17 protein-coding genes are annotated in these 15205 nt (G+C 73.5%); 11 read left to right on the top strand and 6 right to left on the bottom strand.

Translation table 11 applies throughout. The features are described 5' to 3' along the window. Window positions 1-89 precede the first annotated feature (89 nt). The 4 genes from GGE06_RS10925 to GGE06_RS10940 all read left to right on the top strand — a co-directional run bounded on the left by GGE06_RS10925 (window position 90) and on the right by GGE06_RS10940 (window position 3614). The gene (locus tag GGE06_RS10925) at window positions 90-815 is read left to right on the top strand and encodes a flavodoxin family protein (protein WP_116163033.1); all 726 of its coding nucleotides are present in this window, start codon (window positions 90-92) and stop codon (window positions 813-815) included. A gap of 108 nt (window positions 816-923) precedes the next feature. Further along, entirely contained in the window at window positions 924-1460 is a 537-nt protein-coding gene (locus GGE06_RS10930) for a hypothetical protein (protein WP_116163031.1), read from the top strand. A gap of 52 nt (window positions 1461-1512) precedes the next feature. Further along, on the top strand, window positions 1513-2787 hold the full coding sequence (locus GGE06_RS10935) for a VWA domain-containing protein (protein ID WP_116163029.1): 1275 nt from the start codon (window positions 1513-1515) through the stop codon (window positions 2785-2787). Beyond that, on the top strand, window positions 2787-3614 hold the full coding sequence (locus GGE06_RS10940; RefSeq protein ID WP_184930702.1) for a hypothetical protein: 828 nt from the start codon (window positions 2787-2789) through the stop codon (window positions 3612-3614). The genes GGE06_RS10935 and GGE06_RS10940 overlap by 1 nt, the downstream gene beginning before the upstream one ends. 130 nt (window positions 3615-3744) lie before the next feature. Here the strand turns inward: GGE06_RS10940 and GGE06_RS10945 are convergent, their stop codons facing one another. Beyond that, window positions 3745-4971: an MFS transporter gene (locus GGE06_RS10945; protein ID WP_184930703.1), complete on the bottom strand. Its 1227-nt coding sequence runs from the start codon at window positions 4969-4971 to the stop codon at window positions 3745-3747. A 63-nt stretch (window positions 4972-5034) separates the two neighbouring features. Here GGE06_RS10945 and GGE06_RS10950 point away from each other — a divergent pair, with 63 nt between their 5' ends. Next, the gene (locus GGE06_RS10950) at window positions 5035-5409 is read left to right on the top strand and encodes a MerR family transcriptional regulator (RefSeq protein WP_116163022.1); all 375 of its coding nucleotides are present in this window, start codon (window positions 5035-5037) and stop codon (window positions 5407-5409) included. Here GGE06_RS10950 and GGE06_RS10955 read toward each other — a convergent pair. Continuing rightward, window positions 5339-6247 carry an ABC transporter ATP-binding protein gene (locus tag GGE06_RS10955; RefSeq protein WP_312883095.1) on the bottom strand — a complete coding sequence of 303 codons (909 nt, stop codon included), beginning with the start codon at window positions 6245-6247 and terminating at the stop codon, window positions 5339-5341. The genes GGE06_RS10950 and GGE06_RS10955 overlap by 71 nt on opposite strands. Continuing rightward, window positions 6244-7983, bottom strand: coding sequence for a 2-isopropylmalate synthase (gene leuA / locus GGE06_RS10960; protein ID WP_184930705.1), 1740 nt, complete (start codon window positions 7981-7983; stop codon window positions 6244-6246). Before leuA ends, GGE06_RS10955 begins: the two co-directional genes overlap by 4 nt. A 181-nt stretch (window positions 7984-8164) precedes the next feature. Here leuA and GGE06_RS10965 point away from each other — a divergent pair, with 181 nt between their 5' ends. After that, window positions 8165-8857 carry a FadR/GntR family transcriptional regulator gene (locus GGE06_RS10965; RefSeq protein WP_116163015.1) on the top strand — a complete coding sequence of 231 codons (693 nt, stop codon included), beginning with the start codon at window positions 8165-8167 and terminating at the stop codon, window positions 8855-8857. 28 nt (window positions 8858-8885) lie between these two features. On the opposite strand, the gene GGE06_RS10970 is transcribed toward GGE06_RS10965, so the two are convergent. Together GGE06_RS10970 and GGE06_RS10975 are read right to left on the bottom strand one after the other, a co-directional pair. Continuing rightward, window positions 8886-9365, bottom strand: coding sequence for a (2Fe-2S)-binding protein (locus tag GGE06_RS10970; RefSeq protein WP_116163013.1), 480 nt, complete (start codon window positions 9363-9365; stop codon window positions 8886-8888). A gap of 14 nt (window positions 9366-9379) precedes the next feature. Further along, entirely contained in the window at window positions 9380-11743 is a 2364-nt protein-coding gene (locus GGE06_RS10975) for a molybdopterin cofactor-binding domain-containing protein (protein WP_184930706.1), read from the bottom strand. Between the two features lie 164 nt (window positions 11744-11907). Here GGE06_RS10975 and GGE06_RS10980 point away from each other — a divergent pair, with 164 nt between their 5' ends. From GGE06_RS10980 to GGE06_RS10990, 4 genes are all read left to right on the top strand, one after another. Further along, complete coding sequence (locus GGE06_RS10980; RefSeq protein ID WP_116163009.1) at window positions 11908-12561, top strand: class I SAM-dependent DNA methyltransferase; 654 nt, start codon at window positions 11908-11910, stop codon at window positions 12559-12561. Between the two features lie 457 nt (window positions 12562-13018). Beyond that, window positions 13019-13141 (top strand): hypothetical protein, encoded by a 123-nt coding sequence (locus GGE06_RS43390; protein WP_281402325.1) that lies wholly within the window; start codon window positions 13019-13021, stop codon window positions 13139-13141. Then, window positions 13142-13351 carry a hypothetical protein gene (locus GGE06_RS10985; RefSeq protein WP_116163007.1) on the top strand — a complete coding sequence of 70 codons (210 nt, stop codon included), beginning with the start codon at window positions 13142-13144 and terminating at the stop codon, window positions 13349-13351. A gap of 65 nt (window positions 13352-13416) precedes the next feature. Next, the gene (locus tag GGE06_RS10990) at window positions 13417-13854 is read left to right on the top strand and encodes an OsmC family protein (RefSeq protein WP_116163005.1); all 438 of its coding nucleotides are present in this window, start codon (window positions 13417-13419) and stop codon (window positions 13852-13854) included. Between the two features lie 9 nt (window positions 13855-13863). Here GGE06_RS10990 and GGE06_RS10995 read toward each other — a convergent pair whose 3' ends face one another. After that, complete coding sequence (locus GGE06_RS10995) at window positions 13864-14556, bottom strand: RraA family protein (RefSeq protein WP_116163002.1); 693 nt, start codon at window positions 14554-14556, stop codon at window positions 13864-13866. A 124-nt stretch (window positions 14557-14680) separates the two neighbouring features. On the opposite strand from GGE06_RS10995, the gene GGE06_RS11000 reads away from it, so the two are divergent. Continuing rightward, window positions 14681-15187, top strand: coding sequence for a DinB family protein (locus GGE06_RS11000; protein WP_116163000.1), 507 nt, complete (start codon window positions 14681-14683; stop codon window positions 15185-15187). Window positions 15188-15205 lie beyond the last annotated feature (18 nt).

Here is a 15205-nt window from a genome sequence, read left to right on the forward strand (position 1 = left end):
GCTCCGGAGTGGCCCCGCGGCCCGCCGGGTGCGCAGGCTGGGGACGGGCCCCGGGAGGGGGCCGCACCCGGAGCGAGGAGACCCCGCCGATGGCCGCGCCCGCAGCACCCGAGTACCGGTACGACGACCTCAGCGCGCTGTACCTGAACTGCACGCTCAAGCGCTCCCCCGAGGCCAGCAACACCGAGGGCCTGATCGAGCGCAGCCGGTCGGTGATGGAGGGGCAGGGCGTGACGACCTCTCTGGTGCGGGCGGTGGACCTGGACATCGCGACCGGCGTGTGGCCCGACATGACGGAGCACGGCTGGGCGTCGGACGCCTGGCCCGAGCTGTACGAGCGGGTGATGGCCGCGGACATCCTGGTGCTGTGCGGGCCGATCTGGCTCGGCGACAACAGCTCGGTGATGAAGCGGGTCATCGAGCGGCTCTACGCCTGTTCGAGCCTGCTGAACGACGCCGGGCAGTACGCGTACTACGGACGCGCCGGGGGCTGTCTGATCACGGGCAACGAGGACGGCGTGAAGCACTGTGCGATGAACGTGCTCTACAGCCTCCAGCACCTGGGGTACACGGTGCCGCCGCAGGCCGACGCGGGCTGGATCGGCGAGGCCGGCCCGGGGCCCTCGTACCTGGATCCGGGTTCGGGCGGGCCGGAGAACGACTTCACCAACCGGAACACCACGTTCATGGCGTGGAACCTGATGCATCTGGCCGGGCTCCTGAAGCGGGCCGGCGGCATCCCGGCGCACGGCAACCAGCGCTCGGCCTGGGACGCGGGATGCAAGCCGGAGTTCCCGAATCCGGAGCACCGGTGAAGGTTCCGTGACCGGGGCGTGCACCACACCGGCTTGACGTGCACACAGATGGGAACTTAGCTTCGCCTTACCTAATTTATTCCGTCCATACGTCCGGAAGATCAACGCATGTCCAGAACCGCGCAGGAGCTCACCCCTTCCTGGCTCCTCACCGCCCTCGGGCTCGTCGCCACCGCCGGTATCGCGGCAGCCTGCTGGACCGCCGGACACGTCCACGCGGACGCCTCCCTGCTGACGGTCGCCCGTTTCTTCCACGTCGCCTTCCTCGTCGTGGGGCTCGGCTCGGTGCTCGCCGTGGACTGGCTGGCCGTGCTCTGGCTGACGGGGAAGCGGCCGCTCACCGCCGTCCTCGACACGGCCGTCGCCCTCCAGACGCCGATCTGGACCGGTCTGGGCGGACTCGTCGTCTCCGGGCTCTTCCTCCGCCCCGACCTCCACTCCCCGCTGACGCTGGTCAAGCTGGGGCTCGTCGTCGCCGTCACCCTCAACGGCCTCTGGGCGCACCGCCTCGGCCAGCTCCTCGAGGCCCACCGCTCCGACTCCGTCCCGCGGGGACTGCTCGTCCGCTCGGGCCTGGCGGCGACCATCAGCCAGACCGGCTGGTGGGGCGCCTGCCTCATCGGCTTCCTCAACAGTCAGGGGTGACAGGACCCACCCCGGTTTTGGTTTGTCGGACGATCATCAATACGATCCGGCGATGATCACGAGAAAACGGCTGGCGACCGGGGCCTGCGCACTGCTCGCCGCCCTGAGCGCCGTGCTCCTGCCGACGAGCGCGGCCGCCGACGAGCCGGCGGCGAAGGAATCCCCCAAGGTCGAGCTGGTCCTCGACGTCAGCGGCTCCATGCGGGCCAAGGACATCGACGGCAAGTCCCGTATGAGCGCCGCCAAGCAGGCCTTCAACGAGGTCCTGGACGCGGTGCCGGAGGAGGTCCGGCTCGGCATCCGCACGCTCGGCGCCGACTACCCGGGCAACGACCGCAAGCGCGGCTGCAAGGACACCCGCTCGCTGTACCCGGTCGGGCCGCTCGACCGGACCGAGGCCAAGACCGCCGTCGCCACCCTCGCCCCGACCGGCTGGACGCCGATCGGCCCGGCGCTGCTCGGCGCGGCCGACGACCTCGGCGAGGACGGGGCGACCAAGCGGATCGTGCTCATCACGGACGGCGAGGACACCTGCGCCCCGCTCGACCCGTGCCAGGTGGCGCGCGAGATCGCGGCCAAGGGCATCCACCTCGTCATCGACACCCTGGGCCTGGTGCCGGACGCCAAGACCCGGCAGCAGCTCACCTGCATCGCCGAGGCGACCGGAGGCACGTACACCTCGGTCCACCGCACCGAGGAACTCTCGAACCGCGTCAAGCAGTTGGTCGACCGCGCGGCCGACCCGGTCGTCACCCCCGTGGCCACCGAGGGCGCGCTGCAGTGCGACAAGGCGCCGCAGCTGAAGCCCGGCCTCTACACGGACCGCGAGTCCTTCGGCGAGCACCGCTGGTACCGGGTGGACCTGCTGCCCGGCCAGGAACTGCGCGCCTCCGTCAGCGTGTCGGCCGACCGGGCCGTCAACAACGACTACGGGGTGCTGCTGCGCGCCGTCACCCTCCACGGCCGGGAGATCGTCCGCGGCTCCGAGGCGGGCGACGGGCGCACGGACGTCATCTCCACCGGACTGCGCTACCCCAAGCCCGAGGCCGACGACGCTCCCGGCGACGCCAAGCCGGCGGCCGAGACGGTCTGCCTCCAGGTCAGCAACTCCTTCTCCGCTCCCCCGTCGGTCAAGACGACGCCGGGCATGCCGGTCGAGCTGACGGTGGACGTCGTCGACGGCCCGTCGGGCGCGTCGGACGTCGCCTCGTTCGGTCTCGGCCGCGGCTGGTGGCTGCTCGGGGTGCTGGTGCTCGCCGGCTTCCTGGCCGGTCTGCTCTGGGGCTGGCTGTCCCGCTGGCGCGTCGCTGTCTGGAGGACCAACTGATGCGTACCGTACGCATGCTCGCCACGGCCGCCCTCGCGGGCGCGGCCCTGCTCGGTCTCGCGGCCCCGGCGGCCCTGGCCGACTCGCCCAGCGCCTCGGCGTCCCCCTCCGGCGAGGCCGGCCCCACGGAGGCGGGCACCACCTTCCGTACCGCCGCCCGGTTCCTGCCGGGACAGCAGGCCACGGCCCAGGCCGCCACGGGTGACTACCTGTACTGGGTGTTCCCGGCGGACACCGGGGAGCGGCCGACCGTGAAGGCCACGGTCACGCTGCCCGACGCGGCGCTGCGGCACGGGCCCGCCACCTGGCGGATCGACGTGTACGACGGGCTGCGGCGGCGTCAGCCGTGCATGTACGGGATGCAGTCCCGTGCGGTGGCGAAGGACGCCGCGACCGTGGAGCTGGCCTGCGTGCTGCGCCCGGTCCGGGCCTCGGCCGACGCCTGGGCGAACGACCCGCTGCCCGGCAGCTACTACGTCCGGCTGACCCGCACCGGCGGCCCGGACGAGGACCTCGGCCAGCCGTTCACCGCGCGGATCGGGGCCGACCTCCTCGACGAGGGCGGCGCCTACGCCACCGACGGCTCGCTCGCCGCGCCGCTCGTCCCGGGGGCGACCACCGCCGACCAGGCGAAGGCCGACGAGGACGCCGGCCGGAAGACCGCCGTCGAGGCGGCGGCCCCGGAGGACGGCTGGTCCTCCGGCTGGTGGTCCGACCGCTGGATCTGGACCCTCGCGGGCGGCGTTCTGGCCGCGCTCTCGGGCATAGGCGGCTACGTCCTGACGCGCGGCTCGGGCCGCCCGTCCCGGGTGCCGCCGGGCGTCTGACCCTGCCCTGGATGTACGAAGGCCCCCCACCGCGCGCGGTGGGGGGCCTTCGTACATCCAGGGCTTCCGTCATCCGGGGCCTTCGCGCCTGGGGTTGTCGTGTCCGGGCCCTTCGTATCCGGGGTCTTCCTCATCCGCGGGCCGGGAAGCCGTGGGCGCGGGCGCCGGTCACGACGACGACCACCGGGACGAGCAGCAGGAGGACGCTCCAGGGAAGGGCTCCGGCGCCGAGCCCGTCGAGGAGGAGGCCGCCCGCGACACCGCCCGCCGCCATGGCCGCGTTCCAGAGGCTCACCAGCATCGTCTGCGCGGTGTCGGCGTCGTCCCCGCCCGCCTCGGCGACGGCCGTCTGCAGCAGGGTGGGCGCGCCGCCCCAGCCCAGGCCCCAGAGCGCGGCGGCCACGAGGACCAGCGCGGCGCTCGCCGCCGGGACGGCGAAGACGGCCGCGGCGACGGCGAAGAGGATCGCCCCGGCGAGGGTCAGGGCCCGGAGCCTGCGGTCGATGTGACGGCCCGTGAACCAGATCCCGACGAGCGAGGCCCCGCCGAAGACCAGCAGGACGAGGCCGGTGGACCCGGCGAGGCCGAGGTGGTCGAGGTAGGCGGCGACGTAGGTGTAGAGGACGGTGTGGGCCAGGACGAGGGTGAAGGTGACGGCGAGGACGGGGAGGACGCCGGGGGTCTTCACGGTGCGGGCGACCGGGGCGCGCCCGCCGCGCGGTTCGCCCGGCAGGTCGGGGACGGCGAGGGCGATCCAGCCGAGGAGGACGACGGCGATCACGGTCATGGCGGTGAAGGCGGCGCGCCAGCCGACGGCGTCGCCGAGGAAGGTGCCTGCGGGGACGCCGAGGGAGAGCGCGAGCGGGATGCCGGTCATCGCGACGGCGACCGCGCGGCCCTGGAGGTGCGCCGGGGCGATGCGGCGGGCGTAGCCGGCGAGCAGGGCCCAGGCGACGCCGGCGGCGACCCCGGCGAGGAAGCGGGCGCCCATGGTGAGGGCGTACGAGGAGGAGACGGCCGTGACCGTGTTGGCGGCGGCGAAGCCGGCCATCGAGGTGAGCAGGAGGCGCTTGCGGCGCCAGCCGGCGGTGCGGGCGGCCAGCGGGACGGCCGTGAGGGCCGTCCCGAGGGCGTAGCCGGTGACCGACTGGCCCATGGCGGCCTCGCCGACGCCGAGGTCGGCGCTCATGCCGGGCAGGACACCGGCCGGGAGGGTCTCGGTGAGGCTGGTGACGAAGACGGCGGTGGCGAGGGCGAGAAGGGCCGGAAGGGGCAGCCGGCCGGAGGCGGGACGGGGGTCGGGGGAAGCGGGCGCGGGGGTGGCGGGGCCGGCCGCCACTGTCGTGTCGTGGGTCATGTCCGTATGCTCGAACCCTCACATTGATGTGAAGGTCAAGCGATTCCCTGGAGGGGGCCTCCCATGCGGATCGGCGAGCTGTCCGAGCGCACCGGAACACCGCGCAGACTCCTGCGCTACTACGAGGAGCAGGGGCTCATCGTCGCGGACCGGCTGCCGAACGGCTACCGCGTCTACGACGGGTCGAACGTCGACCGGGTGATGCAGATCCGGGGCCTGCTCGACGCCGGTCTGCCCACCCGGATCATCAAGCAGATCCTCCCGTGCCTGAACAAGCCGAGGGTCATCCACTTCCCCGACGCGACCCCGGAGATGCTGGCGACCCTGGAGAACGAGCGGGACCGGATGACCGACCGGATCCGCTGCCTCACCCGGAACCGGGACGCGGTGGCGGAGTATCTCGACGTGGTGCGGGAGAAGTTGACGGCCGGGGCGTAGCCCGTACGGGGCGGGCGGTGCGTACGGCGTAGCGGCCGCCGTGCCGCTCCACGGCGAGGGGCAGGCCGAAGCAGGCGCCGAGCAGCTCCCCCGTGAGCACCTCGCCGACGGGTCCGCGGGCGAGGGCCCGCCCCTCGCGCAGGAGCAGGACGTGGGTGGTGCCGGAGGGCAGCTCCTCCAGGTGATGGGTCACCAGGACCGTGGCGAGGTCCGGGTGTTCGGCACCGAGCAGGTCGAGGGCGTCGAGGAGCTGTTCGCGGCCGGGCAGGTCGAGTCCGGTGGCGGGCTCGTCGAGCAGGAGGAGCCGGGGCGCGGGCATGAGGGCGCGGGCGATCAGGGCCCGGCCGCGCTCGCCCTGCGAGAGGGTGGGCCAGCGGGCGGTGTGCCGCCCGGCGAGCCCGAGGGTGGCGATCAGCCGGTCCGCGCGCGCCTCCTGCTCGGGGGTGGGGGTCCAGCGGGGCGGCCGTTCGACGGAGCCGACGGCCCCGGTGAGGACGACGTCGCGGACGGCGAGCGCGGAGCGCAGCGGGTGACGCGGCGTCACGTGACCGATGGCTGTGCGCAGTTCACGGAGGTCGACCCGGCCGAGTCGGCGGCCGAGGACTTCGACCCGGCCGCGGGTCGGATGGGCCTGCGCGCCGAGCAGGCCGAGGAGGGTGGTCTTCCCGGCGCCGTTGGCCCCGAGGAGCGCCCAGTGTTCCCCGGGCCGGACCGTGAGCGCGATGTCGCTCAGGAGGGGGTTCCCCTCGCGGACGACGGAGACGGCTTCGGCACGGAGGACGGGCGTCGGGGGCGGGGCCGGATACAGGGGCGGGCCCGGCTGCAGGGGCTGCCTCACGCCGCGTACGCCCGGTTCACGGCGGACAGGACGGCCTGCACCGAGGCGGTGAGGACGGAGGTGTCCAGGCCCGCGCCCCAGGCCGTGCGCTCCCCCACCCGGCATTCGGCGTAGGCGGCGGCCTCGCCCGTGCTGCCGCCGGTGACGGCGTGCTCGGCGAAGTCGAGTACGTCGACGGTGCCGGGGACTCCGGCCCGGGTGAGGGCGTCGGCCAGGGCGGAGAGCGGTCCGTTGCCCTTGCCCTCCACCGGCGCGGTGCGGTCGCCGACGCGCAGGACGCAGCTGAAGCGGTGGCCGCCCGCCGCGTCGCCGTCGGTGCTCCAGGACTCCAGGGCGACTCGGCCGGCGCCCCGGCCGGGCTCCAGGTAGGCGGTCCGGAAGAGCGCGTGGAGGTCGTCGGGGGTGGCCTCGCGGCCGCTGTCGTCGGTCACTGCCTGCACGGCCCGGGAGACGTCCGGGCGCATCCGCTCCGGCAGGTCGAGGCCGTGGTGGGTGCGGAGCAGGTGGGCGACTCCGCCCTTGCCCGACTGGGAGTTGACGCGGATGACGGCCTCGTAGCCGCGGCCGAGGTCGGCGGGGTCGAGGGGCAGGTAGGGCACGTTCCAGGGGGCGAGCTCCGGCGGGATCCCGGCCTCGGCGGCGTCCTCGGCGTGCCGGGCGAGGCCCTTGCTGATGGCGTCCTGGTGGGTGCCGGAGAAGGCGGTGTGAACGAGGTCGCCCGCGTAGGGGTGGCGGGGGTGGACGGGGATCCGGTTGCAGTGCTCGACGACCTCGCGGACGGCGTCGATGTCGGAGAGGTCGAGCATGGGGTCGACGCCCTGGGCGTAGAGGTTGAGGGCGAGGGTCACGAGGTCGACGTTGCCGGTCCGTTCGCCGTTGCCGAAGAGGCAGCCCTCGACGCGCTGGGCGCCGGCGAGGACGGCGAGTTCGGCGCAGGCCACTCCGGTGCCGCGGTCGTTGTGGGGGTGGACGGAGAGGATCACGGAGTCGCGGCGGGCGAGGTGGCGGTGCACGTACTCGATCTGGTCGGCGTACACGTTGGGGGTGGAGATCTCGACGGTGGCGGGCAGGTTGTGGGTGACCGGCCGGTCGGGGCTCGCGTCCCACAGTTCGGTGAGGCCGTCGCAGAGCTCCAGGACGTAGTCCGGCTCGGTGAGGTTGAAGGTCTCCGGGGAGAACTGGAAGCGGATGTCGGCGCCGGGGCGGGCCTCGGCGAGCCGTGCCATGAGCGTGGCGGCCTCGCGGACGGTGCGCCGGACCTCGGCGCGGTCGCGGCCGAGGACGGTGTCGCGCCAGACCGGCGAGGTCGCGATGTAGAGGTGGACGACGGCGCGGGGCAGCCCGTCGAGGGAGGCGAAGGTGCGCTCGATGAGTTCGGGGCGGGCCGGGGTGAAGACGACCGGGGTGACGTCCTCGGGGACGGCGCCGGAGGCGGTGAGTCCGGCGAGGTGGCGGACGAAGTCGAAGTCGGCGCGGCTGGCGGAGGGGTAGCCGACCTCGATCTCCTTGAAGCCGGTGCGGACGAGGAGCTCGAAGAAGCGGTGCTTGCGGTCGGTGTCCATGGGCTCGACGAGCGCCTGGTTGCCGTCGCGGAGGTCGACGGGGACCCAGAGCGGGGCGCGCTCCAGGCGTGCGGAAGGCCAGCGGCGGTCGAGCTCGGGGACGTGGACGCGGTCCTGGAACGGTCGGTAGCGGTGGTACGGCATGGGGCCGGGGCGCTGGGGATTGCGGATCATGGCGGGTACCGTAACCACTCCTCAGCTCCTCAGACAAGTACTCCTCAGACAAGTTCGAGTAGATTGTGGAGATCAGTGGATTGCGGAGATCAGTGGATTGCAGGGATCGTCCGGACCAGCCGTCCGGAGGATTCCGTCCGGAGAATTCCGCCCAGAGACCCAAGAGAATCAGGTGACCCCCATGCCGCTCGGCGCCCTGCGTCCCAGCCCCCTGGTCGAACAGGCCGCCGAGCGGCTGCGCGAGCAGATCGTCCGGGGCCACTGGCCGGTCGGCACGAAGCTCCCCGGCGAGACGACGCTCGCCAAGGAGCTGGGCGTGGGCCGCTCCACGGTCCGCGAGGCGCTGCGGGCCCTCGCGGGCGCGGGGCTCGTCCAGCCCCGGCAGGGCGCGGGCGTCTTCGTGATCGCGACCCGGCCGACGGAGGACTGGCCGGCCCGCCTGCGCCGGGCGGCGGTGACGGACGTGTACGAGGTGCGGATGCTGGTCGAGGTCGAGGCGGCGCGGCTCGCGGCTCGGCGCCGCACCGAGGAGGACGTGACGGCGATGCGGGAAGCCCTCGACGGGCGGCGGGCGGCGGCCGCGCTCGACGACGCGGGTTTCGTCGACGCCGACATCGCCCTGCACGCGGCGATCGTGGCGGCGGCGCGCAACCCCGTCCTGACCGACCTGTTCGGGGAGTTCGCGCCGGTGCTCCGCGAGGGCCTGATCGACCTGCTCGACCTGCTCGGGCTGCGGGGCACCGACCTGCGGCACGGCGAGGACGCCCATGCCGAGGTCGTACGGGCGGTGGAGGCGGGCGACCCGGAGGAGGCCGCCCGGCTGACCCGGCAGGAGCTGGAGTCGACGCTGGCCCTCCTCCAGTCGGCCCCCTGAGCACGACGGCGGCGCCGCTCCCCCGTCGTCATTCCATCCGGCGGGCGCCCTCCAGGACGGCCTGCCGGATGCGGTGGTAGGTGCCGCACCGGCAGATGTTGCGGATGGTGTCGAGGTCGGCCTCGGTGACCTCGCGGCCGGCCTCGCGCGCCTTGCGGACGGTGGCGACCGCCGCCATGATCTGGCCCGGCTGGCAGAAGCCGCACTGGGCGACGTCGAGGTCGAGCCAGGCCTCCTGCATCGGGTGGAGTTCGGCGCCGACGGTGTCCGGGAGGCCCTCGATGGTGGTGATCTCGTCAGTCGGGGCGACGTCGTCGACGCGCACGGCGCAGGGGGTGAACGCCTTGCCGTTGAGGTGGCTCGTACAGGCCCGGCAGACGCCGACCCCGCAGCCGTACTTGGGGCCGGTGACGCCGAGGACGTCCCGGAGGACCCAGAGGAGCCGGACGTCGCCCTCGACGTCGGCGGTGACGGCCTTGCCGTTCAGGATGAAGGTGTGCTGCGGCACGGGGGCTCCAGGTCTCAGATGGTGCGGTCGCGGCCGTCGGTGGGCGAGGCCGGGACGGGCGGGACGGTCGGCAGGGGCGTGAAGGCGAGCGGCTCGGCGTGGTTGACGGGGAAGACCGTCGGCATCGTGCCGGTGGCCCGGCCGTAGGCGCAGGCGACGGCGGCCATGGCGCCGGCGACCGCCAGCTCCCCCGCGCCGCCCGGCTTGTCGCCGCTCGGCGGCATGACGATGATCTCCAGCTCGGGCGGGGTGTTCCACTGCCGGGTGTAGAAGTACTGGTCCCAGCTGCCCTCGAGGAAGTGCCCGTCGCTCAGGTGGAGTCCGGACGTCAGGGTGATGGCGATGCCGTCGGCGATGCCGCCCATCATCTGGGCCTCCAGGCCGCGCGGGTTGACCGCGAGGCCGACGTCCACGGCGCAGACCACCTTGGTCACGCGCGGCCCGGTGTACGCGCCCGGGATCTTCCGTCCGGTGGTCTCGGGGCGGCAGTCGATCTCGGCGAGGATCGCGACGGCGGAGTGGTACTCGGTGTGGACGGCGATGCCCTGGCCCGTGCCGGCCGGCATGCTCCGGCCCCACTGCCCCACCTCGGCGACCTTGTCGAGGACGGCGCGGGCCCGCCCGTCCTTGAGCAGCTTGCGCCGCATCCGGTACCGGTCCTGGCCCGTCCGCTCGGCCAGTTCGTCCAGGACGAGTTCCTGGGCGCAGCGGACGTTGGGCGAGTAGATGTTCCGCATGGAACCGGTGTTGAAGCCCTTGTCGGTCTCGGCGAGCAGCTGGGTGGTGACGCCGAGGTGGTACGGGCTGATCTGGGTGAGCTGGAACATCGTCTCGGAGAAGGTGGCGTCGGCGACGGGCAGCCGGGCCGCCTCCGCCGTCAGGACCTCGCCGATGCCGTGCCCGAAGTCGGTGGCCACGGAGGTGTGGCGCTGCTCGTACGTGAGGATCTCGCCGAGCGAGTACGTGGCCCGGACCCGGGAGGTGGACATCGGGTGCGTACGGCCCTGGCGGAAGTCGTCGGTACGGTGCCACATCAGCTTCACGGGCTTGCCGAGGGCCTTGGAGACCTCGGCGGCCTCGTGGGCGGCGTCGGAGAACAACTTGCGGCCGAAGGAGCCGCCGCCCTCCGTGACGTGGACGCGGACGGCGGTGGGCGGCAGGCCGAGCTTGAGGGCGATCTGCTCCTGGGCGACGATCGGCGACTTGAGCGAGGCCCAGATCTCCGCCGAGTCCTTCCGCACGTCCGCGATGGCGCAGTTGGTCTCCAGGGCGGCGTTGCTGGCGAAGTGGAAGGTGAAGCGGGCGTCGACGGCCTTGGTGAGGAGCGGCAGCGGCGGGACCACCAGCGGGAGTTCGGCCCGGCGGAGCTTCTCCAGGATCGTGGCGTCGGAGGCGCCCTCGGCCGTGCCGGGCCCCCAGTCGACACGGAGGGCGCGGACGGCGTCGACGCACTGGCCGAAGGTGCGGCCGCGGACGGCGACGCCGGTGGAGACGGTGACGACGTCGGTGATGCCGGGCATGGCCCGCACCTCGTCGAGGTTGGCCACCGAGCGGACCGTTCCGTTGATCGTCGGCGGGCGGCAGATCATGGTGGGCAGCGCGTCCGGGACCTGGAGGTCCATGGCGAACTTCTTGCGCCCGGTGACCGCTTCGAGGGCGTCCATCCGGCGCTGCCCGGTGCCGATGACGCGGAAGTCGCCCGCGTCCTTGAGCGTGACCTCGACGGCCGCGTCGGTGACGGCGGCGGCCTTCACGGCCAGTTCGCCGTAACCGAGCAGCGCGCCGGCCGGGGAGACGACGGCGCCGGCCTTCGTGGTGAGGGTCTCGACGGCCTGGCCGAGGACGACGGAGGCGGCGTGGAGCAGCCGTCCCCGGGCGAGGGCGGCGGCGACCCGGATGGGGGTGTAGGTGGAGTAGGTGGTGTTGGAGCCGCCGGTGAGCTGGTTGAAGAGCAGCTCGGGGCGGGCGTCGGCGAGGGTGACCTTCACCTTGTCCAGGGGCAGGTCGAGTTCCTCCGCGACGATCATGGCGCTGGAGGTGGTGACGCCCTGGCCGACCTCGGCGCGGGGCAGGGCGAAGTGGGCCGTGCCGTCGGCGTCGACGCGGATGGTGATGAGGTTGCTGGTGGGCAGCGCCGCGATCGTGAGCAGCTCGTTGAGGTCGAGGAGTTCGGCCGGACCCGGCAGCGAGGGGATGAGCGCGGGCGTCGCCGCGGCGGCCTCGCGCGGGGCGAGGGCCTCGGCACCGAGCTGGGCGGCGACCGTGAGGGTGGGCGCGGCCAGGACGTATCCGAGGAACCGCCGCCGGCCGATGCCGGGCCCTCCGCCCTCGGTGCCGCTCGTGTGGTCGTCGTCCCGCACGGGGTGCCGCCTCGCCATTCGGTGTGCCCTTTCGCCATGAACCCGGCTTGCTACTCCCGGGTATCCTCAGAGGCGACGATCATCGCGCATGTCCGGGCCCTCCGGGAGCCGTTCGGCGTGGACGTCTTGTGCGGACGTCCTGCGGGGACACCGCGAGGGAAACGCCGCCGTAGGGTCACCGCATGACCGAAGCCGCGCACGTCACCGCCACCCGCCGCTCCTACGACACCGTCGCCGCCGACTACGAGCGGCTGCTCGCCGGCCGGTTGGAGACGACTCCGCTGGACCGGGCGGTGCTCTCCGGCTTCGCGGAGAGGGTGGCGGCCGTGGACGGGCCGCGCGTGATCGGCGACCTGGGGTGCGGGACGGGCCGGGTCACCTCCCATCTGCGCGACCTCGGCGCCGAGGTCTTCGGCGTGGACCTGTCGCCGGGGATGATCGCGGTCGCCCGGGACGGCCACCCGGGGCTGCGCTTCGAGGTGGGGTCCATGACGGCGCTCGACCTGCCCGGCGCCTCGCTCGGCGGGGTCCTCTCCTGGTACTCGACGGTGCACATGCCCGAGGACGAACTCGCGTCCTCCTTCGCCGAGTTCCACCGGGTCCTCGCACCGGGCGGATACGCCCTCGTCGCCTTCAAGGTGGGTGACGAGCGGGTCCGTCTCGAGCGGGCGTACGGGCACGAGGTGGACCTCGACGTGTACCGCTGGTCACCCGACCGGCTGGCGTCCCTGCTGACGGCGGCGGGTCTCGTCGAGTCGGCCCGGCTGGTACGGGAGCCGGACGCCGGGGAGAAGACGCCGCAGGGCTTCCTCCTGACGCGCAAGCCGGGCGCCTGAGCGGGGCCGCACGACGGAGCCGGGTCGCACAACGGCCCCGCGACTCCGCAGACGCGCACCACTGCGGAGCCGGGCTCCGGTCCGGAGCTGGGCGCGGGAGATCCGGGCGCGCTGGCCGCCGCCCGCGATCAGGGCGTTGACGGAGACCATCGGGTCCCCGCCCACCGACTTGGCGAAGAGCGCGCCGATGACCAGCGGGCCGAGGGCCACCGCGAGGGCCGTGCCGGTGGCGGTGACGTGCTGGAGGCGGCGGGCGCGCCGGGCGTCGAAGGTCATGACCCCAGTCCATCAGCGGGCGGCGGGCGCCGTATCGGTCGGCGTACTCAGCCGCCCGTACCGCGCTACTCAGACGTGATCGGGTACGCGCTCTCCAGGGCTCCCGCACCGGCCCTCCACCAGCGATCCTCGGCAGAGCGAAGGCCCCCGGGCGCTCCGGTGGCAGACCGTGGAGGCGCAGATGAAGCAGACCGATGTGGCGGGGCCCGCCGTGCTCGTCCGGGAGGCCGTGGCCGGGGAGGTGCCGCTGCTGGCCGGTGACGACTGCGCCTACCAGGCGTTCCGGGTGGGGAGCGCGGGCTGAGTGGTGCAGTTCCATCCCGAGGCGGGCGCGGACACGGTGGCGGCGTGGGCGGCCGGGGACGGCGGCCTGCTGAGCTCGGCGGGCGGAGACCCGGCGGGCGCGGTGGCGTCGGTGCGGGAGGCGGAGCCGGAACTCCGGGCGGTCTGGGGAGCGGTGTCGGACGCGTGGGGCGAGGTCGTCCGCGCCCACGCACACGCGCGGGGCATCTGAGGCTCCGTACACCCCCAACGCGTACGGTACGAGGACACGCACGTGAACGAAGGAGCCCCGCCGCCATGGCCGACTACCGGATCGAGACCGTCCGCACCGGGTACCGCAACTGGACCGCCCGCAACGACCGGGGCGCGGAGGTCCGGATGGCCGCCGCCGACGACGCGGACGCGCAGCCCTCGTTCACGCCGGTCGAGTTGCTGCTCGCGGCGATGGGCGGCTGCGGCGGCCTCGTCATCGACCGCACGGCCCGCGCGGTGGACCACGACGACCTGCGGATCGTGGTGGAGTCGGTCTCGGGCCCCGAGGACGGCGGCCGCTTGGGCCGGATCCGGGTGAGCTACGAGTTCGACCTGCCGGACAACAACCCGAAGGCGGCCGAGGTGTTCGCCCGAGGGGTGCGCCTGACGCACGAGAAGTTCTGCACGGTGAGCCGGACGGTGGAGCACGGCGCACGCGTGGAGGCGCTCCTGCCGGACGGCACGGTCGGCTTCGAGGGCTGACCCGCGCGCTCACTCCTCGATCGCGCCGCCGATCCGGCGCAGGTGGCGGCGGAAGGTGTACGAGGGGTCCTCGGTGCGGCCCGTGAGGTACTCGTCGAAGCGGGTCTGCGCGCGGAGGGTCTCCCCCGCCCTGATCCGGCGCGCCTGTTCCCGCTCGGTGCGGAAGAGGGACCGGGCGGTCTCCAGGACGGGTTCCACGCGGTCGGCCGGTACGAAGAGCACGCCGTCCTCGTCGCCGAACACCACGTCGGCGGCGGTGACCTCGTGGTCGCCGAACCGCGCGGCGGTCAGCGCGTCGGGGTCGCGGTCGTCGAGGCGTACGGGGCCGGGGGCGTGGCGTCCGTACGAGAAGACGGGCAGTCCGATCTCGACCAGGTCCGGGGTGTCGCGGTGCAGTCCCCAGACGACGAGCCCGGCGACGCCGGCCGCTTCCGCCTCCAGGACGGCGAGGTCCCCGATGCAGGCCTCGTCGCGGCGGCCGCCGTTGTCGATGACGAGGACGTCCCCGGGCGCGGCGTGCGTGAAGGCCTCCAGGAAGACGTCGACGCTTCCGTAGTGGCGGGCCGGCAGCACCCGGCCGGCGACGCGCTGCCCTGTGACGACGGGCAGGATCCCGGCGGGCGCGGCCCGCAGGGGTTCCCCGAGCCGTACGCAGGCGTCGGCGACGAGCGGCGTGGAGAGGTCGGCGAAGTCCTCGAGCATCTGGCGTTCCGATCCGTCCGTTCGGCGGGCCCCGGTGGGCGCGGCGGGCTGGGTCCGATGCTAGGGGGTGACGGGTCGGTAATTGACTCGACAGCGGTCGCGGTGATCGGGGACGCTTCGCGCGATGACCAGAATCGACGACACACCGCCCGCGTGGGACGAGCGCACCCAGCTCACCACGTTCCTCGACTACGCCCGTGACACCGTCCGCGTCAAGTGCGAGGGCCTCTCCGAGGAGAACGCCCGCAAGGCGCTCCTGCCGGGCTCCCCGCTGATGACCGTGAGCGGGCTGATCAACCATCTCCGCTGGGTCGAGTACTACTGGTTCCAGATGGTCTTCCTCGGCGAGGAGGACGAGGGGCCCTGGACCGATGAGGACCCCGACCGCGAGATGCGCATCGCCGTCGACTTCCCGCTCGCGCAGCTGCTCGACGAGTACGCCGGTCAGAGCGCCCGCTACCGCGAACTGGTCGCCGGCAGCGACCTGGACGCCCGGGCGAAGCGCCCCGTCCGTGGCGGCCTCCACGTCGACCTGCGCTGGATCCTCCTCCACCTCACCGAGGAGACGGCCCGCCACAACGGCCATCTGGACATCCTGCGCGAACTGCTCGACGGGACGACCGGCGACTAGGGCGCGTACCGAGTCGTG

Origin of the sequence: Streptomyces nymphaeiformis (assembly GCF_014203895.1) — a bacterium.
GTDB classification, from domain to species: Bacteria; Actinomycetota; Actinomycetes; order Streptomycetales; family Streptomycetaceae; genus Streptomyces; species Streptomyces nymphaeiformis.